The 22,683-nt window shown below is 56.8% G+C and carries 20 protein-coding genes; 11 read left to right on the forward strand and 9 right to left on the reverse strand.

Going from position 1 to position 22,683, the window contains the following annotated elements; genetic code table 11:
* Positions 1-5 precede the first annotated feature (5 nt).
* A complete protein-coding gene (locus tag FHX10_RS00840; protein WP_132573168.1) occupies positions 6-611 on the forward strand; it encodes an alpha/beta hydrolase in 606 nt (201 codons plus the stop codon).
* 209 nt (positions 612-820) lie between these two features.
* On the opposite strand, the gene FHX10_RS00845 is transcribed toward FHX10_RS00840, so the two are convergent.
* Positions 821-1,072 (reverse strand): KTSC domain-containing protein, encoded by a 252-nt coding sequence (locus FHX10_RS00845; protein ID WP_029868399.1) that lies wholly within the window; start codon positions 1,070-1,072, stop codon positions 821-823.
* Positions 1,073-1,685: 613 nt separating this feature from the next.
* On the opposite strand from FHX10_RS00845, the gene FHX10_RS00850 reads away from it, so the two are divergent.
* A complete protein-coding gene (locus FHX10_RS00850) occupies positions 1,686-2,477 on the forward strand; it encodes a metallophosphoesterase (protein WP_183844616.1) in 792 nt (263 codons plus the stop codon).
* Between the two features lie 223 nt (positions 2,478-2,700).
* On the opposite strand, the gene FHX10_RS00855 is transcribed toward FHX10_RS00850, so the two are convergent.
* On the reverse strand, positions 2,701-4,029 hold the full coding sequence (locus tag FHX10_RS00855; protein WP_097594187.1) for a UDP-glucose dehydrogenase family protein: 1,329 nt from the start codon (positions 4,027-4,029) through the stop codon (positions 2,701-2,703).
* 267 nt (positions 4,030-4,296) lie between these two features.
* Positions 4,297-4,896 carry a transglutaminase-like cysteine peptidase gene (locus tag FHX10_RS00860; protein WP_029867831.1) on the reverse strand — a complete coding sequence of 200 codons (600 nt, stop codon included), beginning with the start codon at positions 4,894-4,896 and terminating at the stop codon, positions 4,297-4,299.
* A gap of 309 nt (positions 4,897-5,205) precedes the next feature.
* On the opposite strand from FHX10_RS00860, the gene FHX10_RS00865 reads away from it, so the two are divergent.
* The 5 genes from FHX10_RS00865 to FHX10_RS00885 all read left to right on the forward strand — a co-directional run bounded on the left by FHX10_RS00865 (position 5,206) and on the right by FHX10_RS00885 (position 11,965).
* Positions 5,206-6,630 (forward strand): O-antigen ligase family protein, encoded by a 1,425-nt coding sequence (locus FHX10_RS00865; RefSeq protein ID WP_097594188.1) that lies wholly within the window; start codon positions 5,206-5,208, stop codon positions 6,628-6,630.
* Positions 6,631-6,919: 289 nt separating this feature from the next.
* Positions 6,920-8,131, forward strand: coding sequence for an SLBB domain-containing protein (locus tag FHX10_RS00870; protein WP_047611536.1), 1,212 nt, complete (start codon positions 6,920-6,922; stop codon positions 8,129-8,131).
* 73 nt (positions 8,132-8,204) lie between these two features.
* On the forward strand, positions 8,205-8,933 hold the full coding sequence (locus tag FHX10_RS00875) for a sugar transporter (protein ID WP_082008782.1): 729 nt from the start codon (positions 8,205-8,207) through the stop codon (positions 8,931-8,933).
* 51 nt (positions 8,934-8,984) lie between these two features.
* Positions 8,985-11,261: a polysaccharide biosynthesis tyrosine autokinase gene (locus tag FHX10_RS00880; RefSeq protein WP_047611534.1), complete on the forward strand. Its 2,277-nt coding sequence runs from the start codon at positions 8,985-8,987 to the stop codon at positions 11,259-11,261.
* Complete coding sequence (locus FHX10_RS00885) at positions 11,261-11,965, forward strand: hypothetical protein (RefSeq protein WP_063474428.1); 705 nt, start codon at positions 11,261-11,263, stop codon at positions 11,963-11,965. The genes FHX10_RS00880 and FHX10_RS00885 overlap by 1 nt, the downstream gene beginning before the upstream one ends.
* A 119-nt stretch (positions 11,966-12,084) precedes the next feature.
* Here FHX10_RS00885 and FHX10_RS00890 read toward each other — a convergent pair whose 3' ends face one another.
* Positions 12,085-12,792 (reverse strand): Ig-like domain-containing protein, encoded by a 708-nt coding sequence (locus FHX10_RS00890; RefSeq protein WP_047611531.1) that lies wholly within the window; start codon positions 12,790-12,792, stop codon positions 12,085-12,087.
* Positions 12,793-13,474: 682 nt separating this feature from the next.
* Here FHX10_RS00890 and FHX10_RS00895 point away from each other — a divergent pair.
* The 4 genes from FHX10_RS00895 to FHX10_RS00910 all read left to right on the forward strand — a co-directional run bounded on the left by FHX10_RS00895 (position 13,475) and on the right by FHX10_RS00910 (position 19,623).
* Positions 13,475-15,100: a right-handed parallel beta-helix repeat-containing protein gene (locus tag FHX10_RS00895; protein ID WP_063474429.1), complete on the forward strand. Its 1,626-nt coding sequence runs from the start codon at positions 13,475-13,477 to the stop codon at positions 15,098-15,100.
* A gap of 492 nt (positions 15,101-15,592) precedes the next feature.
* Positions 15,593-17,359 (forward strand): type I secretion system permease/ATPase, encoded by a 1,767-nt coding sequence (locus FHX10_RS00900; protein ID WP_025554630.1) that lies wholly within the window; start codon positions 15,593-15,595, stop codon positions 17,357-17,359.
* A gap of 15 nt (positions 17,360-17,374) precedes the next feature.
* Positions 17,375-18,685, forward strand: coding sequence for an HlyD family type I secretion periplasmic adaptor subunit (locus FHX10_RS00905; RefSeq protein WP_025554628.1), 1,311 nt, complete (start codon positions 17,375-17,377; stop codon positions 18,683-18,685).
* Positions 18,686-18,927: 242 nt separating this feature from the next.
* Positions 18,928-19,623 (forward strand): SGNH/GDSL hydrolase family protein, encoded by a 696-nt coding sequence (locus FHX10_RS00910; RefSeq protein WP_063474430.1) that lies wholly within the window; start codon positions 18,928-18,930, stop codon positions 19,621-19,623.
* Positions 19,624-19,666: 43 nt separating this feature from the next.
* On the opposite strand, the gene FHX10_RS00915 is transcribed toward FHX10_RS00910, so the two are convergent.
* The 5 genes from FHX10_RS00915 to FHX10_RS00935 are packed head-to-tail and all read right to left on the reverse strand — an operon-like array spanning position 19,667 to position 22,673.
* Complete coding sequence (locus FHX10_RS00915; protein WP_025554624.1) at positions 19,667-20,143, reverse strand: glycosyltransferase; 477 nt, start codon at positions 20,141-20,143, stop codon at positions 19,667-19,669.
* Positions 20,140-20,598, reverse strand: a complete 459-nt coding sequence (locus FHX10_RS00920; RefSeq protein ID WP_025554622.1) for a glucuronosyltransferase — start codon at positions 20,596-20,598, stop codon at positions 20,140-20,142. The genes FHX10_RS00915 and FHX10_RS00920 overlap by 4 nt, the downstream gene beginning before the upstream one ends.
* Positions 20,595-20,822 carry a hypothetical protein gene (locus FHX10_RS00925; protein ID WP_125853694.1) on the reverse strand — a complete coding sequence of 76 codons (228 nt, stop codon included), beginning with the start codon at positions 20,820-20,822 and terminating at the stop codon, positions 20,595-20,597. Before FHX10_RS00925 ends, FHX10_RS00920 begins: the two co-directional genes overlap by 4 nt.
* Positions 20,809-21,792, reverse strand: a complete 984-nt coding sequence (locus FHX10_RS00930; protein ID WP_028758143.1) for a glycosyltransferase — start codon at positions 21,790-21,792, stop codon at positions 20,809-20,811. Before FHX10_RS00930 ends, FHX10_RS00925 begins: the two co-directional genes overlap by 14 nt.
* Positions 21,789-22,673, reverse strand: a complete 885-nt coding sequence (locus FHX10_RS00935; protein ID WP_063474431.1) for a glycosyltransferase family 2 protein — start codon at positions 22,671-22,673, stop codon at positions 21,789-21,791. The genes FHX10_RS00930 and FHX10_RS00935 overlap by 4 nt, the downstream gene beginning before the upstream one ends.
* Positions 22,674-22,683: the final 10 nt, after the last annotated feature.

Genomic DNA, 22,683 nt, shown 5'->3' on the forward strand with positions numbered 1-22,683 from the left:
GCGATATGACCGAAACCGGATATGTGCACCGGCTGTATGCCGGTGCACCGGATAAACCCATCCTGTTGGTGCTGCACGGCACCGGCGGTGACGAAAACCAGTTCTTCGACTTCGGCCGGCGCCTGCTGCCCGAGGCGACGATTCTCTCGCCGCGCGGAGATGTTTCCGAACATGGCGCGGCGCGATTCTTTCGCCGCACCGGGGAGGGGGTCTACGATATGCCCGACCTTTTGCGAGCGACGGAAAAGATGGCCGCCTACGTCAAGGCGTTTGCCGACGAGCACCGGGCTTCCAAGATTCTCGGCCTGGGTTTTTCAAACGGCGCAAATATTCTTGCCAACGTGCTGATCGAGAAGGGTATCTTCGATGCTGCGGTTTTGATGCACCCGCTCATTCCGTTTCAACCTGAAACCCAGTCGACGCTTGCGGGAAAAAAGGTGCTGGTGACGGCAGGGCAGCGAGATCCGATCGCTCCCGTTCCCATGACCGAGGCGCTGTCCGACCATCTTAAGAGCCGAGGGGCTGATGTCAGGGTGGTCTGGCATCCCGGTGGCCACGAGATTGCGCCGCTTGAGATCAATGCGGTCCGCGATTTTCTCGGCGCTTATTGAAACGTACACCGCTAAAGCGCGTCGCAATCTTTACAGATTCGCTTCTGGCGCTTTAGGTCCTTGGTTTTACGCATGTCATTGTCGCAAAACCGCTGCACACTTTTGGGCGACAAGCTTTAGCTGGCGGGAGACTGATTTGCGGGACCGACGATTGCCGGTCCCGCATCTTTGCTGGCACGATGATCCCATCGTCCGTTATCGATAAGACTTCAGGGGCGAGGAGGATATTTGCCCCTGATTGCCTTCATGTAAAAATTTCCCGGGGATTCCGCCATCGTCAACCCGACGACGACACCCTTGGGAACGCCTTCATATTCTCGTCTCTGACCGTTGGTCAGATAGACCCGTAGATGCCGGCTGTCTTCGTCGTAGGTGATTGCCTCGATAAGTTTCGAATCAACCGCAGTTTCCACTTTGCACCCCGCAATTTTGGATCTGAGATTCCCAATCAAGAATGTCATTCACGCTCGCAACGCACCATCTTTATGCTGCCCCGCGGGGGCGTCAAGCGCGATCTTCTTTAACGTTCATTTTTTCGTGTAGGCTCTCGTTATAGTTGATTAATACAGCTTTTTCGAAGGTTTCTCCTGTGGAAATCCGACAGCCGCGATTCTTCCACTCGGGAAATATTAACCGCAAAGATGACGTGAAACACCATATGCGCTCCGCTTAACGACGGATTAACCGTCATATATTAAAATATAGCGGAATATTAACCGTAGCGCTCTCCCAGATATGAACAATTACAGATTGCTGTTTCTCGCGACGGTAGTGTTACTATCACTGGCGAGTTGCTTGAGTGGGCGTGGCCACGTGCCTCCGACAACCGATCTGCCTGCAAAATTTCGAGAAAGCGCCATCGAAGAGGTCGAGAATGCATTGTCGTCCGTTCACCGCGACACGCAAACCGGTCAGGCGCTACGCGCTCAGGCGAAGACTACGCAGGATTCCCTTGCGCTTTCAATCGGCAGCTACAAGGATGGACAATCATCCTTCACTGAGCCTCATGCCGTTGCGGCGATGGACAAGAGATGGATTGTTTCCGACAGCCCGTCATCCGGTCGGGTCTCATAAATGGGTTACATGTTTAACTATCTAGGGCCGTGGCGACAACAGATACCGATACTGGCTGGCAACCGTAAAAGACGCGCTCGGCTGACGTTTGCCGAAGGCGAATTCGCTGCGGTCTACGCGATGAGCGATGTTCACGGATGTTACAATGAGCTTGTCGAGGCGCATCGCCGCATCGAGGCGGACGCCGCCCGCATTCCGGGACCGAAACTCATCGTCATGCTCGGCGACTATGTCGATCGCGGGCCTGATTCGAGTGCTGTGCTGGAGTTCCTGAGCAAGAGCCCCCCGCCGGGATTTCAGCGGTTCGTCCTGTGCGGCAATCACGATTCGGAACTGGTGCAGCTCTATCGCAAACCGGCGCGCATTCTCGAATGGCTCGGCTTTGCCGGAACGGAGACGTTGCACTCATACGGTATCGATATCGAGCATCTGCTGCAGTCGGCGGCCGGAAGCGAAACGATTGCCCGCGTCATTCACAACATGATTCCCGAACGGCATATCGAATTCCTGGAATCGCTGCCGATCATGCTGCGGATGGGAAGGCTCCTCTTTGTCCATGCGGGCATCAAGCCGGGCATCGACCTCAAGAAGCAAAAGGACAGCGACCTCATGTGGATCCGTCAGCCCTTCCTGGAGGAAGGGCCGCAGCTTCCTGTCCTCGTGATTCACGGCCATACCCCGGCGCGAACCCCGACATTCGGTCCGCAACGCATCGGCATCGACACCGCGGTTTCGGCGACGGGCCGGCTGACCGTGCTGACGATAAAGGGGACGCGGGTCGGGATCCTCTAGCGCATCATGCTTTCCGAAAATCGGAATCGATTTTCGGAAAGAATGATGCGCAGGTTCAACGTGTTAGAGCGTCCTTTGTGCGTCCGAAAAGGACGCACGGCGCTCTAAATCGACGAGCCCGGTGTCGGCCGAAAACCGCTTACACTGTTTCGACATCACGCTCTAAAAGCAAACGCCGCGGGCTATGCTCCGCGGCGTCAGGACGATCAGATGTTCATCTATTTCAGGAGTGGGTCACGTCCTGGTAGAGATTGGTGCCGATACCGGTATAGGTGAAGCCGTATTTGCGGACCTCGTCACTGCGGTAGATATTGCGCAGATCGACCAGGATCGGAGCGCGCATCGACTGCTTCAGGCGATTGAAATCGAGCGCGCGGAACTGGTTCCATTCGGTGACGATGACAAGCGCATCCGCGCCGGCCGCCGCTTCGTAAGGGCCACTTGCATATTCGATGTTCTCGATCACCTTGCGGGCATTCTCCATGCCCTCGGGATCGTAGCCGACCACCTGGGCCCCGGCATCCTGCAGGGTCTGGATGATTGCGATCGCCGGGCTGTCGCGCATGTCGTCGGTGTTCGGCTTGAAGGTCAGGCCGAGAATCGCGACCTTCTTGCCGCGAATGTCTCCGCCGACGGCCGAGATGACTTTGCGTCCCATCGCCCGCTTGCGGTTGTCGTTGATCGAGATCGTCGTCTCGATCAGCCGGACCGGCGCGTCGTAATCCTGCGCCGTCTTGGCAAGGGCAAGCGTATCCTTGGGGAAGCAGGAGCCACCGTAACCCGGGCCGGCATGCAGGAACTTGGCGCCGATACGGCCATCGAGACCGATGCCGCGCGAGACGTCCTGGACGTTTGCGTCGACCCGTTCGCAGAGATCGGCGATCTCGTTGATGAAGGTGATCTTCATCGCGAGAAATGCATTGGCTGCATATTTGATCAGTTCCGAGGTGCGGCGGGTGGTGAAGACCAGGGGGGCCTGATTGAGATAAAGCGGACGATAGACCTCAGTCATGGTTTCACGCGCCCGATCGTCGTTCAGCCCGACGACAATGCGGTCAGGGCGCTTGAAATCTTCGATCGCCGCGCCTTCGCGCAGGAATTCGGGATTGGAAACCACGGCGACATCCGCCGCAGGGTTGGTTTCGCGCATGATGCGTTCGACTTCGTCTCCCGTGCCGACCGGAACCGTCGACTTGGTGACGATAACGGTGAAGCCTTCCACGTAGGTGGCAATCTCGCGCGCTGCGGCGTACACATAGGAGAGATCCGCGTGGCCATCGCCGCGCCGGGACGGCGTGCCGACTGCGATGAACACGACGTCGGCGCTGCGGACGCTTTCGCCGACATCCGTCGAAAACGACAGCCGGCCGGTGCTGGTATTTTCGGCGACCAGTTGCTCCAGACCCGGTTCGTAGATCGGAATGCGCCCTTCGCGAAGGGCTTCGATCTTGCTCAGATCCTTGTCGACGCAGATGACGTCGTGGCCGAAATCCGCAAAGCAAACGCCTGAAACGAGGCCGACATAGCCTGATCCAATCATCGTGATGCGCATAATTCCCTCAAATCATTAGAGTAGAACGTCATGCTGCGTCGCAGCATGAGTTCGTCTTAGTTAATCTGGACGAAAAGACAATACCGAAGATCGCCTTGGTACCCACATCGGACATCGAACTCCGGGCATCGCAGCTTGCTGCCGGCTACCCCGTCGACAGCCAAAACATAGGTTTATGTGGAAGATATGACAAGTCGAGCCGCTCGTCAGAGCGGCTCGACTTCAATCCGGAAACAGGATCAATCGGTCTGTGTCGTTGCTCGGCTGCTACAGCCGGTACCAGACGTAGGGGTCTGTTCCCGATTGAATCTTGTCCCAGCGCAGGTCGGTCTCGCGCCAGTTCTTGATGGTGCTTTTCCTGTTGTCGAGGACGAGATCGCCCTTGTCGGTTCTGACGACGAGGACCGCATGTCCTTCACCGGAGGGCGTATATGCGGTCGCGATCCGCAACGCGCGCGATGACCAGCCCATCGCTATCAGGCGGCTGCGTTTGGTCAATGCGAAATCTTCGCAGTCGCCGCTGCGCACATTCACTTTCCAGACGTCGCCATTCAGTTCGCTGCGGGAGTCGTTCCGGCCGATCATCGTACGATTGACGGCGGTGTTGACACCCTTCAGTTGCAGCATTTGCTTGTCCGTCAGCGCAATGACTGCCAAGCCATTGTTGTCGCGGCATTCGGCCGGGTTCTGGGCGCAGAACAGCACCTGGGCGAAAGGCGGAATGATCTTGTCTTTTTCCGAGATATAGCTGACCGACGAACTATCGGTCAGACCGCGGGCAAATCCTGCGGGACCGGCGGCAAATGCCGAGCATGCATTGCCGGCTGTAAAGGCCAGTGCCAGAAGTGTAACGACTGTTTTCTTCATCTCTTAAATCCCCGTTACGGGCAACCGATTGAGATCAGGCTTGCCTTTTGTCTCAGTCAATGGCATGGCGATTTAGTGATCTGCCAAGTATTGGCTGCAGAACGTCTGTCCCGTTCCTGCTGCTTGAAGGAGCATAGCCGGGGCTTGTCTCGATTGGTTTAAACCTTTCGCGACAATTTTAAACGATATGGATTTCTGTCAGACCTTAACATTCAAGCGCTTGATCTGCAACTTAAATTAGCATGAATAAATGATCGCAGCGGTTGCCTCACGGCTTTTGATCGCGTTTGCTTTGGTAAATAAACTCTGATGCTGTCCAATCTGATCAACAGGCCGGTCTTGCGAGAGGTTCTTCTCTCCGCCTTTATTAGCCTGGTTATACTGACACTCATTCCGTTCGGCAGCGTCACGCCCTTTCCCTTCGCCTTCGCCGCGATCGCAATCTTTGCGCTTGCCATCATTTCAGCACTGCTGTTCGGAGAGCCGCGACAAAGCCGATGGGTTTTCAGTGTCGCTTTGCTTTTGCTTGTCGTGCTGACGGGGTGGACCTTCGTCCAGACCATCGAGCTGCCTTCCGATTGGCTGGCAAATCCTGCCTGGAATGCTGCCCGGGACCTGGCAGATGTCCAGTATGCGGCGATCTCGGTCGAACCGGCCGATACGCTCGCGTCGACCCTCTGGGTCGCGCTGCCTTTCGTCACGTTCCTGACCGGGCTTCTGTTATGCGATACAGATCAGCGCGCGCGCAAAGTGCTCTCCGGCCTCGGGCTTTCGGCAGGCATCATCGCTGTTTTCGGTCTGTTGCAGTTTTCGCTGTTTCCCAACATCCTGATCGTCGTGGACAAACACGCCTATCTCGACAGCCTGACCGCGGTCTTCGTCAACCGCAATACCGCTGCGACCTTCCTCGGGCTTGGAACGCTGCTCATGCTGACCCTGGTCCGGGACGTTGTCCGTGCCTATTCGAACTATCCGCCCGGCGAACCGGGCCGAAACGCGCTTCTCTTGAGATCGTGGATCTACATCCTGCTCTTATGCGCATGCTTCACCGCGCTGATGCTGAGCCGCTCACGCGCCGGGATATTTGCCACCTTTGTTGCCGCCCTCATCTATTTTCCATGGCTTGTTCTCAATTGGCGCGGATCGAGGCGTCATCTGAAACCGGCGCCAAAATGGCGTTCGATGCTGAAAATCCTTTCGGCGATTGGTTTCGTCGTGGTGCTCTTGGCGATGTTTGCAGGCCAGGCGATTTTGCGTGCGCAAGAGCGGCGGCTCGAGGATGATGATCGGTTCTGTATCCTGCCGGGCATATTGCGTGCCGTTTCGGACCATTGGTTGACGGGGACGGGGCTCGGAACCTTCCGGACCGTGTTTTCCGCCTACCGCGATCCGGCCTGCGGGATTTTCGGCATCTTCGACCGCGCACACAATTTCTATCTGGAAGGATTTCTGGGCCTCGGAATATTGTTCCCGATAGCGGCGATCCTTGCCTTCTCGGTCCTTGCCAAAGTTTTCTGGCGCGGGTTCGCCCAAAGGCGGCGCCTCAGGCATTATGTTCTTCTTGGCCTGGCGGGGACGGTTTTGGTCGCCCTTCATGCAGCGGTCGATTTCTCGCTGCAGATACCGGGTTTCGCCGTGTTTTATTCGGCCTTTCTCAGTGCGGTTGTCGCGATAAGTCTCGGGCGCAACAATGGAGACGCGGACATGGCATATGAGCGGCCGTTAACCACTTAAAGTTTAAATGGATGGATTTTAATAAGATTTTCGGAAAAGATCGATTGTGCAGGTGCGAACGGTTGACTCTGAAACCCAAGAAATTTTATAGCGGGGGCAGCCTTCGGATTGTTGCGACGCCAGAAAAGTCGGACCGAAGTCGTTTTTCGCTTCCTAAGGGGCTCGGCGTTGCCAGCCTGCCACAGTTAGGGGAATGTTAATCGGCTTTCAGTGTTATTGATCGGGGATCGTCTTGTATTTTGTCAGATTGCGGGGCAGTAGCTTCAGGGGCGTCAACACAGGTTATTCTATGGGTTGTTCTCGTATCGGTAGTACACGCGTCGCCATTGTTGTAGCGCTAACGACTATATTGGCAAGCTGCACCTCGTTGCCAAGATCCGGTCCTGATCACAAAGATGTTGATCGGGATGCGGCAGTGAAAGTGACAACGAAGGAGCGTCGCGTCGGTATCGACTACGCCCTGATTGATCTCAGCAAGAACGTTCTCCCGTATTTTACTTCTCCCCAGCCAACTTCCTTCAAGGGCTTTGGCGGCGGTCGAGGCGGGGCGCCCGAAATTCCGCTTGGGTACGGTGACGTCGTTGAGGTCGCCATCTTCGAAGCTCAGTCCGGCGGTCTCTTCATTCCGTCCGATGCCGGCAGCCGACCCGGCAACTACATCTCTCTGCCGAGCCAGACTATCGATAGAAACGGAACGATCACAATTCCCTATGCGGGCAGGGTTCCGGCTGCCGGCCGCCTCAAGGAGACCGTGGAGCAGGATGTCGAGGATCGCCTGGCGAGCCGCGCGATCGAGCCGCAGGTGGTCATTACGACGACGACGAGCCGCTCCAGCCAGGTGGCTGTGCTCGGTGATGTCAACAATCCCCAGCGCATCGAGATCAGCCCGGCCGGTGAGCGCGTTCTCGATGTCATTTCCGCCGCAGGCGGTTTGACGACCAACAATATCGAAACGAATGTGACGCTGCAGCGCCGCGGCAAGATCGCGACCGTCGCCTACAACACGCTCTTGAAGAACCCGGCGGAAAACATCTACGTCGCACCGGATGATACGATCTCGATCGATCATGAGCGTCGCACATTCCTTGCGCTGGGTGCCGCAGGTACCAGCGGGCGCTTCGATTTCGAAGAATCCGACCTGACCCTTGGCGAGGCTATCGCGAAGGCGGGCGGCCTGCGTGACGACCGCGCGGATCCGGCCCAGGTCATGCTTTATCGCCTTGTCCCCAAGAAAACGGTTCAGGCGATGCATGTGGACACGACGAGATTTGCGGGTGAAACGGTTCCGGTGATAGTTCGAGCCAACCTTCGTGATCCGGCCACCTTATTTGCTGCTCAGCAATTCAAGATGGAAGACAAGGATATTATCTATATTTCCAATTCGGCCTCTGTTGAACTGGTCAAGTTCCTTGACATCGTAAACTCGGTATCGTCCACTGTTTCCGGAGTGGCCGACGATGCGAATGATACCCGTAACGCCGTACAAGATCTTGGAAATTGATTGAAATAGGCGGGCCGGCATCGATCACCAATGATCAATGCCGGCGGCCTATATAGCGATTTGATGAAGGACGATGGTTGTGGCAAGGTCAGGTGTTTATCGTAAGCTTGCGTATAGCGGAATTGTCGTCACCACGGTTGTCGGCATGAACTCAAGCGCTTTTGCGGCAGCTTGCGTGCGGCTTTCAAATCTGAGTTCCGTCGATATCAGTGGATTTACAGCCAACCCCGCCGCTCTCCTTGAAATGTCCGATCCGCTGGTTCTGTCGTCGCACGTCCGCGCGCTGGTAGGGAGCAGCAATGACGCGCTGTCGCCGGTGATCGAGCAGGCCAAGAAGGCCGATGCCGCACAGATGGCTGCTATCGGTGCCGGTCTTGGGAGGGCCGCAAACAGCTGCCAGGTAACGGATCCGCAATTCAAGCTGGCCATCGAAAAGGCCGTCGCCGAGGCGGCGAGCGCTGATCCAAATCTTGCGCCGCTCCTTGCCGCTTTTGCGAAGGTTCTCGCCGAAGGTGGAACCGCGGCGCTCGGCCCGGGTGGAAGTGCGGCAGCCGCCGCATCTGGCATCGGCAACAATGGGTCGATCGGCCGGACGGGGCCGGGTGCCGATGATGGCACGCCCTTCGAGGGTGCCGCGACGACTGCCGGTACGCTGCAGGTTTCGAATGCCGGCTCGGACTCGGATTCGAGTTCAACGACAACGACTACGACCGCGACTATAATCGTTAGCACAGGCTCGGGAGGGCAGTCGTCTACCGATACGACGCAGTCGACGAGTCAGAGTGTGCCGGTCATACAATAGCTGGAATTGCCCTTAGATCTTAGCGCTTGACGCCTTTGTTGGAGATCGAAATTGCTATCGCCAGATAAACTTACGCCACGTATCGACCCCTCCCGCGATACCGGAAACGAAGCTGACTTCATCGATTTCGATAAGCTCATCGCAATTGCCCGCCGACAGTGGCGGATGGTTGCGGCGTGTGGTTTCGCCTTCGCCATTCTCGGCATTGTCTATGTGCTGACCTCGGTGCCGGTCTACACTGCCGATACAAGCGTGCTGATCGACCGCAGCGACAACCAGGTGATCAACCAGCTGGCCGCTTTCGGTCAGATGGACGATGACGAAGGGACTGTCCTCAGTCAGGTCGAGTTGTTGAAGTCCGACACGATCGCCTATGCCGTCGTCGACAAACTGAAACTCGTCGACAATCCGGTGTTCATGGCGCCGAAAAGCTCGCTTTTTTCCGTCTCGACGCTGAAATCCTTTGTGAATTTCCGGTCATGGTTTGCCGATGACGCAGTCGTCGCACCCGATCCGGAAATGAAGCGGCGAAGCGCTGCGGAGACCGTCGCAGGCAATATCGATGTCGAACGCGTGGGCAAATCCTATGTGCTCGATGTCAGCTATACCTCGCAGTCGCCGGATCTGGCGCGTGATATCGCGGCTGCCATCGCCGACGTCTATCTGGTTGACAAGCTCAATTCGAAATATGAGGCGACACGCCGGGCCGGCGAGTGGCTGCAGGAGCGTATCGAAGAGCTGCGTCAGCAAGCGCTGGACACCGACCTTGCGGTTCAGAAATTCCGCAGCGAGCATGGGCTTGTCGAGGCCGGCTCCGGTACACTGATCAGCGAGCAGCAGCTTTCCGAGATCAACACTCAATTGATCAATGCACAGGCCGAGACGGCAAAGGCCGAGGCGAAATATGCCCGCGTCAAGTCGATCATCGATGCCAAGCAGACCGATGCGATCGTCACGGATGTGCTCGACAGCTCGATTTCGAACGACCTGCGCAAGAAATATCTGGAGGCTTCCAAGCTCGAGACCGAAATTGAAGCGCGGCTCGGTCCCGATCACGTCCAGGCTGTTCGGCTTCGTGCGGAAATGGAAGAATATAAACGGCTCATGTTCGATGAGTTGAACCGCATCGCCGAGAGCTACCAAAGCGAACTGCAGGTCGCGAAATCGCGCGAAAATTCCTTGCGCGACAGTGTGACACAGGCGACGGGCATTGCCGCAAGCGCCGGCGAAACGCAGGTGCAGCTTCGCGAACTCGAGCGTACGCGCGATACCTACAAGAACCTCTACCAGAGCTTCCTGACGCGTTACCAGGAAGCCATTCAGCAGCAGAGCTTTCCGATCACCGCCGCACGCATCATCACGACGGCGGAGACCCCGACGAAGCCGAGTGCTCCGAAGCGCGCCCTGGTCGTCGCTTTTGCGATGTTCCTGGGATGTGCAGTCGGAAGCGGCATAGGCGCTTTCCGCGAATTCCGGGATCGGTTCTTCCGCACCGGCGATGATGTCCGCGAGGTCCTCGACGTCGAGTCTCTCGGCGTCATGCCGCTGGTTGAAAATAACGTCGAGGATCCGACGCTCGTTGATCCCAGCAATCCACGCAGCATCGCCAGGGGCGGGAAGACCACGACCTATGTCGAGGAGCATCCGCTTTCGGCATTTGCCGAGACGCTTCGAAGCGCCAAGATTGCCATCGACCTCAGTGCAGCCGATCAGCGCTGCAAGGTCATCGGCGTCGTGTCGAGCTTGCCCGGCGAGGGTAAGTCGACGACATCCATCAATTTTGCCAAGCTTCTGGCAATGCAGGGTGCGCGTTGCTTGCTTATCGATGGCGACATGCGCAATCCCGGCGCCACCCGGGCGATCGGCCGCCATGCCGAGGCCGGCTTGCTCGAGGCGATCGTCGATGGTCGTCCGCTCAAGGATCTGATCCTTCTCGATCCGAAAACTAAGCTTGCATTTTTGCCGACGGTGGCACGGTATCGTGTTCCGCACTCGTCGGAACTGCTTGCGTCACGCGGCATGGATCAGCTTCTTGAAACGGCGCGTCAAAGCTTCGACTATATTATCGTTGACCTTCCACCCCTCGCGCCGGTTGTGGATGCGCGCGCAATCAATTCGAAGCTCGATGCGGTGGTTTTCGTTATCGAGTGGGGCAAGACGTCGCGCAAGGTCGTGCAGTCGACCCTGCTGTCCGAGCCGGAACTCTACGCGAAGTGCGTCGGCACCATATTGACCAAGGTCGACCCGTCGCAGATGAAACTTTACCGGACATTCGGTTCGAGCGAATATTATTATAAGCGTTATTCGCGATACTATACCGAAAGCTGATGATCCGCAGTCAGTTCGTTTCGGTCAGCAGGATCGCTTTCATCATCGTCACCGTCGTCTTTGTGATGCTGGCCGGTCGGGAGCTCTACGCTTCGATCAGAACGGCCAGCATCTCGATCGTCGCCGAAAGGATCGAGCACGGCGACACCGTAAGTGACGATGTCGTGACCAGATATGCGTCACGCAGTGCCGAGGTGGTTGACGAGCATTACTGCCGATCCGACATTGTGGCTGCTGGCGTGACCCTTGTTCTGGCGCAACTTGACCGCCAGAACGTTAATGTCAACTACGACGCCTGGGCCGCTGCGGCGTCGAGTGCGGACCGATACCTGCGGTATGCGCTTTCGTGCATGCCGACGAACAGCAATTTTTGGCTTCGTCTTGCGGCCGTGCAGTCGATCATCGCCGAAGAGCCGCTTTCGCTTGCGGGAATGATGAAGCGTTCGGTCGCTCTCGCGCCTCACGACGAGTCGATGATTCTAACCCGGTTCTATTTCTGGAACGATTTTACCGATGCGACGCTTTTGGCGGCAAAGAGTGCCCTCGATAGCGATCTTATGACGATGCTGAAACGGGGCGATCGTTGCCGGGTCAACGCCACCATAAAAGAGATCAGCCCGCAACTCCGCCCTGTCTTCGATCGAACCTGGGCAGCCGTCGGTAATGGAGCGACAGCGCGATTTCGGCAACGCTGCCGCAAGTAATCCGCCGGCAGTTTTTCCGAGAACAGTTCCAGATGCACGTCGGCTTTGGACCAAGTGTTTACGGGCAGCAACGCCCGCCGCTTAGGGGGGCGTTGCTCATTGGATTGCTTTATTGACGATCAGACGCTGACGCCCGAAACAAAATCCGTGCCCGTGATATTCAGCGTCAGAACGCCGACATCGGTGTGGCCTTCGCCGTCGGAGATCTTGTAATACTGGATGGTTTCCGTGACGTGATCGCCGGGGGCGATATCTGCAGCCAGATCATAAGTGAAGCTGCCGTCCGCCTTGACATGGAACGTGCCATAGGTGCCGGCGACGTCAGTCGTTGCGCTCGGGCTGCCGCTAACGTTCGTGCCGGCAAACTGGCGAAGAAAGAGATGACCATTGTCGCCGGCAATGTCGTTGTCCAGAACGTTGCCGCCGATGGCGCTGCCTTCGTTGAAGCTGTAGTGGTCGTCGACGGCGATCGGCTTCACCTGGGTTACGCCCTGAATATTCAGGGTAAACAGGCCGACGTCGGTATGACCTGCTCCGTCGGAAATCTTGTAGGAGACCTTCTCCTGAAGCAGTTCACCATTGGTGAAGTTGACCTTGGCAGCGTCGCTCAGGACATAGGTGTAGCTGCCGTCCGGCTTGACGAAGAAGGTGCCGTAGTCGCCCTGGATTTCGGTGACCTGGCTGTTGCCTTGCTTGGCGCCAACGCTTTGCTGGTCGAAGAAGCGAAGGAACAGGTTGCCGTCGGAGGTATCGTTGGCAAGCAAATTCCCCGAGATGGCGTCAGTTTCCAAGAATGTTGCAGTATCATCGGTTGCATGAATGGCCATTAATGTCTCTCCTTGAATTGTTCTTCACTGGTCAATTCTGACCTTTAGCGAGCGGCTCGATTAAGGATATCTTAATACACAGAGTCAAGGGCGTAATTAACAGGAGATGAACATTTTCGGGTGTATCGTGTAATAATGACACACGTACAATGTGCACAAGACGATGAAACGCCTGGTTATTATTTCATTAATAATAAGTGAAAACGCCGATGTGTAGACATGAATTCATATTTCTTCAGGGTGTAAGAATCTTTATTCAAAAGCAATTTATAAGAATACGAATCCAGGCTGATGCGCAGATGAAATTTCGATATAACCACTTCGGATTATCGATGTGGCGGTTCGATCTTGTTCGACTAGCCTCAGCTTGGCGCTTTCGATCCGCCGAAGTAACTGATGTCATTTCCTTGTCACATATGTTTACCAAGTAACGTTTCTTGCTGATCGAAATTCTGCCGAGTGACCTTGAAGATAGACTTACATCCTCTACAGGTGTGAGGTAACGGATCTCGCAATTGTGCGGTGCACCTTTGTTGCAACGCGATATATTCAATACATAAAGATGTTTATGTGGAAGGCGTAAGAATTATTGCGAGATGTCACGCATTTTAGTGTTTCATTTTAGCAGGCAGAGAGAGATGCGCGATTAAAAGATTTTCCAATACCTTTGGGAGATCGCAGCATGACCGTCTATTACGTGAATTCAGCAACAGGGTCCGACCACAATAGCGGAACCAGCGAGAGTTCAGCTTTTGCGACGTTATCTGCCGTCGAATCCTTGAGGCTGAACCCCGGCGACAGCGTGCTGCTTGCTGCCGGAAGCGTATTCAATGAACAGTTCGACCTGAAATATTCAGGCAGCATTACCGCTCCGATCACGATCGGCAGCTACGGTATCGGCGATGCGCCGGTCATTCACAGCAGCAATGATGGCATCCACGGTTCCAAGGCTTCGAATATCGTCATCGAGAATATCAAGATCGCCGATACCGGCGCCAATGCGATATATGCAGGGAATGTGTCGAACTGGACGGTGCGCAACGTCGAGGTGACCAATACGGGCCTTTCTGGAAAGCCCGGCTCGATCAGCTTCCAAAGCAGCCAAAACATCACGATTGAGAACAGCACCCTGACCGGCGTACATGCCGATGGCATTTGGATGGACAAGGTCAACGGTGTCACCCTGATCAACAATACCGTCACCAACAGCCAGGGTGCAGCAGCAGACGCCATCCAACTCAACAACAGCAGCAATATCCTGGTCAAGGACAATCATCTGGAGCAGACGGAGACCAACAGCGCCAAGGGTGTCCTTGTGCTGGTTCGGGCTGTAAATGCCGTGGTCGAGGGCAACACGCTGGTCGGAGGCGGCTTTGGGTTGAGTGCTCAGGCAGGCACGAACATCGCCATCCATGACAATGATATCTCGGGATACGGCGGTTATAGCTGGTCCTACGGCATCGGCCTTGGCGATCAGGGTGACGCCAAGAACTATGATATCAGCGGAAATTATGTACATGGTGGCGTGTATGGCGTCCTCGTCAGCGCCGCTGGCAATCCCAGCTATATCCGTGAGAACATCGATATCCATGACAATGTCTTTGACGACCTGTCTTCGTCAGCGCTGAAGGTTGACAGGCCTGCATCAGGGTCCTTCTATGACAATATCATCGACAGCTTGGTCTCGACGCTGACGATGCCGGCAGCAATTGCTGCTCAGAACACGTTCTCGATCGGCGAAAACAAAACGCTCGAACAAGCGCAGGCCGAACTCGACAGCGCCGCTGGCAGCACAAGCAGCGATACGTCATCGAACAATGAGCAGACGCCCGCAGTGCCCGTCGTCGAGCAGCATGTGGAAGCGCCGGCGCAGCCGCAGACAAGCACCCCGCCGGCTACGACCGAAACGCCTACCGCCACGGTGGCTGCGGCCGTCGTTCCGAAGATTGTCGCGGTCCATGACAGCCTGAAGATCTCGGCCGACACCGGCAGCGCCTATCACGGCAATCTCCTTGAGAACGACAGTGCCGTCAACGGGACCGTGCTGCTGCGGCGTTTCGGTGACAGCGCGGTGGACAAGCATGGCCTGACGCTGACCGGGAAATACGGCGTCATCCATGTCGACAGCGATGGCGACTATACCTATACGGTCGATGCCGCTAAACTCGCCGGCCTTAGCGGAAAAGTCAGCGAATCCTTCCAGTACAAGATTTCAGATGGTGCGTCGCACATCGATACGGACTCGTTGAGCGTTGGCATCAATGTGGACGCGTTCCATAGCAGCCAGGCTTCGCACCTGCTGGTCTGAGTCCCGCCAATGCCAGAGAGTGTCGGTCGTCTTCGGCCGGCCGACCGTTCCCGGCTTGAAGGCCCGATCATGAATTGATGTCGGGGGTCGGGACCGGGGAGCTAGTCGATGACAAAAGATTTCCGCCGTTCATCAGAAGAATAAACTATAGGTCGAATTTATAGTTAATAGCCTAGTAAACATCCGGTCTATGCGCGCGACACGTTCATCTTTCTGAGCCGTTATTGGGCGGTTTGCGATTTTCACTTGCTTCGGCCGGTGTATTTAGCGTAGCGTTAGGCTAGAATCCCTGAAATCGCTCGCTATAAATTGGAATATTTGGTCACTTTTCGGTTGGATTCATGCAATAAGCTATGGGCTTGCAAGCGGAGTTCGGCGCCGACGCCGGGATCCAAAGGCAGTCGTGTGATTGATCGGGCTTGATGGACCCGTAGCTGCGGTGCGCGCTCGCATATTTGCTTGTGTGCGATGCAGTAAGAGAGGGATTATTTCGTGTTTCAGAGTTCAGCAGCGGATGTCAACGAGCCGTCCAAAGCCTTGCGGAAATGCAAGGGAGGGCTTGTCTTCATTGGTATAGCAAGCGCGCTTGTCAACATCCTTTATCTTACAAGTTCGTTCTTTATGCTTGAGGTATATGACCGCGTCATACCCAGCAAAAGCATACCGACGCTGGCGGCTTTGGCAATACTTGCGCTCTTTCTCTACGCTTTTCAGGGGGCGTTCGAAGTCCTGCGCAGCAGGATGTTGGTGCGCGTTGCCGGCGCGCTCGACGAGATGACCAACGGACGTGTGTTCCGGGCGCTCATCAAGGCACCGTTGAAGGTCAAAATCGGCGGGGACGGGCTTCAGCCATTGCGCGATTTTGACCAGATCAGAACCTTCCTGTCCGGCATGGGCCCGACGGCGATGTTCGATCTGCCCTGGCTTCCGTTCTATATTGTGATCTGTTTCCTGTTCCATCCGGCGATCGGATATATCGCGATCGGCGGATCGCTGGTTCTCGCCATCCTGACGTTCATGACCAACCAGGGAACGCGCACGCTCTCAAAACAGCAATCCGAAGCCGCCAATATGCGCAATGCCTTTGCGCAGAGCTCGATCCGTAACTCGGAGGTCATTCATGCCATGGGCATGGCCGGCACCATGGGTGAAATCTGGGATCGCAAAAACGCGGAATATCGCAGCATCACCCGGCAAGCTTCGGATGTCGGCAACGGCTATGCGACGCTGTCGAAGATTTTCCGTATTGCCCTGCAATCGGGAACGCTGGCGACCGGCGCGATCCTGGTCATCCAGGGGCAGGCGTCCTCGGGCATTATCATTGCGGGTTCGATCCTGACGTCTCGGGCTCTGGCGCCTGTGGAAGCGGCGATCGGAAATTGGCGCGGTTTCGTTTCCGCCCAGCAGAGTTGGGCGCGGCTGTCGAACCTGTTGAAGACAATTCCGGAGATTCCGACTCCGCTTGCGCTTGCGGCTCCGACCAAGCAGGTCACGGTCGAGGGGGTGGCAAGCGGGCCGCCGGCGGGCCAGCGCCTCGTCATTTCCGATGTCAGCTTCGGCCTGAGGGCAGGAAGCGCGCTTGGGATCATCGGTTACAGCGCCTCGGGCAAGTCGTCCCTGGCTCGGGCGATGATGGGGATTTGGCCGACCGTCAGAGGATCCATTCGTCTCGATGGCGCAGCACTCGACCAATGGGATGGCGACGCACTTGGCCGGCATATCGGTTATCTCCCACAGGACGTGGAGCTTTTCTCAGGAACCGTCGCGCAGAATATCTGCCGTTTTGCGAAGGAAATGTCGCCTGAGGCGGTGGTAGCCGCGGCGCGGGCGGCGCGTGTTCACGATCTCATTCTTCGTCTGCCGAACGGTTATGAAACCGAGATCGGCGAAGGCGGTGCTGCGCTTTCCGCCGGCCAGAGGCAGCGTATCGCACTTGCAAGAGCCCTTTACGGTGAACCATTCCTCGTCGTGCTCGACGAACCCAACTCCAATCTCGACGAGGAAGGCGAGCGGGCGCTGAGTGCCGCGATCATGAGCGTGCGTGCACGCGGCGGCATCGTCGTCGTCATCGCGCATCGATCCGGCGTTCTGGCGGTGTGCGACTTCGTGCTGATGATGCAGGACGGCCGGATGATCGCATTCGGTCCCAAAGAGGAAGTTATGGCGCGGGTTAGCCGACCGGAAACGGCGCGCACGCCGATTGCCGAGCGCGTGGCTCAGCTCAAAGTCGTCGTCGACGGCATGAATGCGGCCGAATAGGCCGGAGGGAAGATTGTGACTAAGCTTATCAGTGAATCCAGGCGTTCTCTTAATCGCCATGTCGCGGTTGTCGGCGCATTGTCGATAGCCCTCGTTTGCGGCATTGGCGGTTGGGCGGCGACGACAGAGCTTTCGAGCGCAGTCATCGGCGAGGGCGTGGTTGTCGTCAACGGCGATGTCAAGAAAATCCAGCATCTGACTGGCGGCATCGTGTCGGAACTTCTGGTCTCCGAAAATGACCACGTGTCGGCCGGGCAGGTCCTGATACGGCTCGATGGAACGTCGACGAGAGCGAACCTTTCGATCGTCGAAAGCACGCTCGCCCAGCTCTATGCGCGCCGCGCCCGTCTGAAGGCGGAACGGATCGGTGCCGATTCGTTCGAGGTTCAGGAGAACATCAGCGATCTCACATCATCCGGCACAGCCGCGCAGGATCTTCTCGATGGCGAGCGGAAACTGTTCGACAGCCGCAGGTCGGCGCTTATCGGAATGAAGAGCCAGTTGGCGTCGCGCAAGGATCAGCTGGCCGAGCAGGTCAAAGGGTTGGTCGTTCAGATCAATGCCACCAACGATTCCCTGGGTTTGATCGAAGAGGAGCTCGAAGGAGTCGACACTCTCTACAAGAAGGGGCTCGTAACGCTTCAGCGTTTGAATCAGCTCAAGCGCGCGCGCGCCGATCTCCAGGGCAATAGTGGCCAGGAAATTGCCGCAAAGGCGGAAGCCGAAGGCAAGGCGATCGAGATCGATCGTCAGTCGATTCAGCTGGACGAGGATCGTCGTTCGGAGATCGCAAAGGATCTGACCGACGTCGAGGCGAAGATAGCCGAAAATGAAGAGCGCCGTGGGGCCGCGGTCGACCAACTCCGCCGTCTCGACATTACCGCGCCGCTGAGCGGGCGGGTTCACGAACTTTCGGTCCACACGGTCAATGGCGTCATCGATCCGGGCCAGACGCTGATGCTCGTCGTCCCTGAAAATGACGACCTTACGGTTGAGGCGAAAGTCGCTACTCGCGATATCGATCAGGTTCACGTCGGCCAATTCGTCGATGTGCGATTCAGCGCCTTTGATCAGCGCACGACGCCCGATGTGCGTGGCGAGATCACCTCCATTGCGCCTGATATCGTCAAGGATGAACGGACCGGCATCAGCTACTATCCTCTTCGCGTCAAGCCGGAGGCTGCGAGCATCGCGAAGCTGAAGTCAATAAAGCTCTATCCCGGCATGCCGGCTGAAGTCTTTATCAAGATCGGCGACAGGACGGTTATCTCCTATCTCACGAAGCCGCTGACCGATCAGATGCAGCACGTATTTCGTGAGGAGTGATTGGCGGTCGTATCGGATCGCCAAGAACGCCAACGTTTCAAAGTAGCCGTTGTCATCCGCTAAAGCGCGTCGCGAATCTTTCAGATTCGCGACGCGCTTTATGTTAATGCATGTCGATATCGTAACCGCTGCACAGTTCTGCGGAACATGCTCGAGGCTTGGGTTTGGTTATTTTGCCACGATCGAACAGGCATGAGCGGCCATTTCACGAATTTGTCTCAAGCCAGCTGCAGGGTCTCCCGATGATTGGTTTGCGGCTTTGGCGAACAGTGCGAATTCGGAGACGACGGGCTTCTGGGCTGGTTTTGCTTTTGGCTTGCCTCGGGATGTTTTCAATCACCAGGAACAGTTATGCCGAGGGTCTTGCGCCGTTGAAAATAGTGGCTTTCGGAACATCCTTGACGGCCCGCGGGGGATGGCAGCCCGCCTTGGAGGCCGAGCTTGCAGCCTGTCTGCGCCGGCCCGTGAAGGTCGACAGCGTTGCAAAGAGCGGCGAGACGTCGCTATGGGCTCTTACCCAAGTTGATCGCGTCGTTGCCGAGCAGCCGGATATCATCCTCATCGAGTTTTATGCCAATGATGCGGCATTGCAGCGGTTCGTGTCGCTCGCACAAAGCCGAAAGAATATCGGCGACATTCTCGACCAGCTTCGGCAGCGCCTGCCGCAAGCTCGGATCATCGTCATGGCGATGAATCCGTTTTCAGGATTACGTGGGCTGATCCGCCCCTTTGTGGATAGTTACATTTCGGTTCATCAGGCGGAGGCGCAAAAACGGGGTCTGGAGTTTGTCGACCACCGGCCCAACTGGCAGCGTCTTGCGCCGGATGACTTGGCCGCGGCGATTCCTGATGGCTCGCATCCTCTGCCCGACATCGCGTCCAGGATCATCGCGCCTGAACTTGTCAAACATATCGCTGGCAACAACTGCGGAGAATGAAAATTCCTCACTTGCCCGTCACCGTCGGTGACTGCAGCCGGGTTCAGGCCGTTGCGATATAGTTTTTCAGGTAGCTGACCAGCGAAGCCCGACCGGCTTCCGAGGGGTCTTCGTGAGACGGACTATCCAGGTCTTCGAGGAGATAGTTTCTGAGATCGTCATCGCTATGCGCGACGTAGATTCCCGGCCGGCCCGCAAGCTGGCTCACCGTGGCAAGCTGGTGATCGTTTCGGTGCTCGCCGAGAGCCGCTTTCCGGGGGACGAGAATGATCGGTTTCCCAAAACGCTTGGCCGTCAGAACGGTGCCGATCCCGGCATGAGAAACGATGATGGTTGCATCGCGAAAGACTCTGTCGAAGTCCTGCGGCTCGATATTCTTGATCCACTTCATGTTCTGTGGCGTGTAGCTGCCCCTGCCGATCTGTGCCAGAACCGGTTTGGACAAATCCTTTGCGAAGGTGTCGACAGCCTTGACGAGGCGATCGAATGGCAACTGCGTTCCGACGGTGACAAGGATCAAAGCACAGCTCCTGCGTAGTGGGGGCCATCCGGCCGTGAAAGATGCTGCCATTGCGTGAGCCAGAGTGTCGCAATATGGCCGGCCAATTTACCCGATAGGGAAAGCTTCTCGACATTGGCGACGCTGTCGATCCAGATCGTTCGCTTGCCTGTCAATTTGCCGGCTAGCAGGCAAAAAAGTCCGGGCGCGGCGCCAGTGGAGATGACGACGTCTGGCCTGTGCCGGAGGACGATCGAGAAGGCGCTGAAAAAGCACCGGATCGACATGGGAATCGAGTCGCGGCTGCAATCGGGAAGCACCAGACCGTCACGAATGTCGTATTTGGCAAGCAGCCCTGGGATGGTCGTTGCAAAGATGATATCGCAGCCCTCGAATGCGCTGCGCATCGCCATCAGCTGCTCCCAGTGGCCACCTCCTGACGAGGCTGCGAGAACCTTCAATTTTTTCTCAGTCATAGACAGGCATCTCCTATATTTGACCGATGATAAAAGCGAAAAAACCATTCCGTTCGAACAGCGGTGGTGTCACGATCGTTCAACGGAAGTGTACCATTTTTGGCCCGGTCGGTTGAAGCCTTGAAGTTGATAAACAGCCAATTAGGCATGACGTTTTCGTCTGAAACAGAATAACGGCCAAACTCGTCCGAGCGCGCCCCGCAAACGATATCAGTGAGCGGCATTGGGCCTATATTCCTGATATGCATGTCCGAGAATCCCGTTAACCATGCCCGCGCCGCGCAGAACATGGGTGAGGGCACGCATGCCCCAATAAGGTGAAATCAGGATCGCCGGCAGCATGACCAACCCAAGCACGACTCTCGTGGCGCCATAGGCCGCGCGGTAGATCCGGCGCTTCAGGTTGCCGTGCAGGACTTCGCTGACTGCGAAGGTATTGCCGAGCCGGTATTGTCTTTGCAACACCCATTTCCAGGTCATCCGGTTCGCAGGCACGATGTCGTAGACAAGTGCCTTGTCAGCCCAGAAAACCTGCATGCCCCGGCGGATGGCCTGGTTGAAGAAAAGGTAGTCCGTGCCCCCGGTAAAGCGCATCTTCTCTTCAAAACGCAGGTTCCATGAGCGGATCAGCGGATAGTCGAACATGACGTTGTTCGAGGCCGCATAGGAAATGCGTTGACCGTCGGTGTTCTTCTTGCGCTCGAACACCCTCGCCCTGATGAAATATTCCGGCGGGTTTTCGGGATAGACCGGTTGGACGGGACCGTAGACGCAATCTGCGCGGTTTTTCTCCCGGGTCTCCAGCATCGCGTCCAGCCAGCCGTCGACCGGCCATTCGTCATCATCGAGAAAGCAGAAGAGGTCGGTGCCGGGAGGCGCCGAATCCAGCGCGCGATTGCGCGCAAAGGGTATGCCCTGGTTCGGTTCCACGACATAGATCAGGTCGTAGGCGCCTGTCTGGCCAAAGCCCTCCACTGTCGCCTTTGCGCTGCCGGTCGCATCATTGTCGACGATCACCATGGTGAGATGATAGGGACGATCTGGATGCCTGACCTGGCGCGTCATCACGTCGAGCAGCTTGGCGATCCCGTCCAGGCGCCGATAGGTCAGCACGCCGACGGCGATCTTCAACGGCGAAACACCTGCCTGACCGGCGCCGACGGAAGAATGCGGGAAGGTTTCTTGCTGGTTCATGACCGTCCTCTCCGCAGCATATTTCCCAAGCGCTTGCGCGCGGCCATCAAGGCCACTTGGGTTGCGGCATCCTCGCCGAACGGACCGCCGGCCAGCGTGTTGCGCGCTTCGCTGCGAAGCTTCAGCAGCGAAGTCGTTTCGGCAATGCCGCCGGCGACCAGGCTCTTGCCGAGCGCCTGCAGCCCATCATAGCGACGCGCCAGTTCCAGCCCGGTCGCGATCATGATCTGCGGGCGTAGCGTTTTTGCCCTGCTTGTGCCCGTGTAGCGGTTCGACGCATGAATGCGCTGGAATGTCAGAGGCGTTTCGACGATGGCGCCGCGGCCGAGAAAGGCAGCGGCGAATTTGAGATAGTTGTCGCTGAGCACGACGCCATCTGCCGCGGACATCGGCAGGATCTGGCGCAGCAGGTCGCGGCGGAAGCTCAAGCCCGATGTCGGAACGGGAAGAGAGGGGAAGCCACCTTTGCCAAGCGTTGCCCGCTTGTCGAACAGCGTCACCTGCAGTTCTGCAGGAGGCTGGTCGCCTTCATTGGTCGTCACCCGGTCGAAGCACCAGTCGATCTCGTTGCGATCGTAGATCTCGGTGATCCGCGCGAGCTTGCCGGGCAAAAACGCATCGTCGGCATCGAGGAGAAAGATGATGTCGCCGCTTGCCGCCGCGAAGCCTGCATTGAAGCTCGAGGCCTGGCCGCCGTTTTCCTTCAATACGGTCCGGATCTGTTTCCCGTAGGAAGCAAGGATCTCGCGGGAATCGTCCGTCGACCCGTCGTCGACCACCACCACTTCGAAATCAGGGTAGCTCTGCGACAGAACGCTGTCGATGCATGGGCGCAAAAACTGCCCATAATTGAAATTGTTGATCAGCACCGAGAGTTTCAAATTATCGTCT

It is taken from the genome of Rhizobium sp. BK591 (assembly GCF_014195045.1).
Classification (GTDB): domain Bacteria; phylum Pseudomonadota; class Alphaproteobacteria; order Rhizobiales; family Rhizobiaceae; genus Rhizobium; species Rhizobium anhuiense.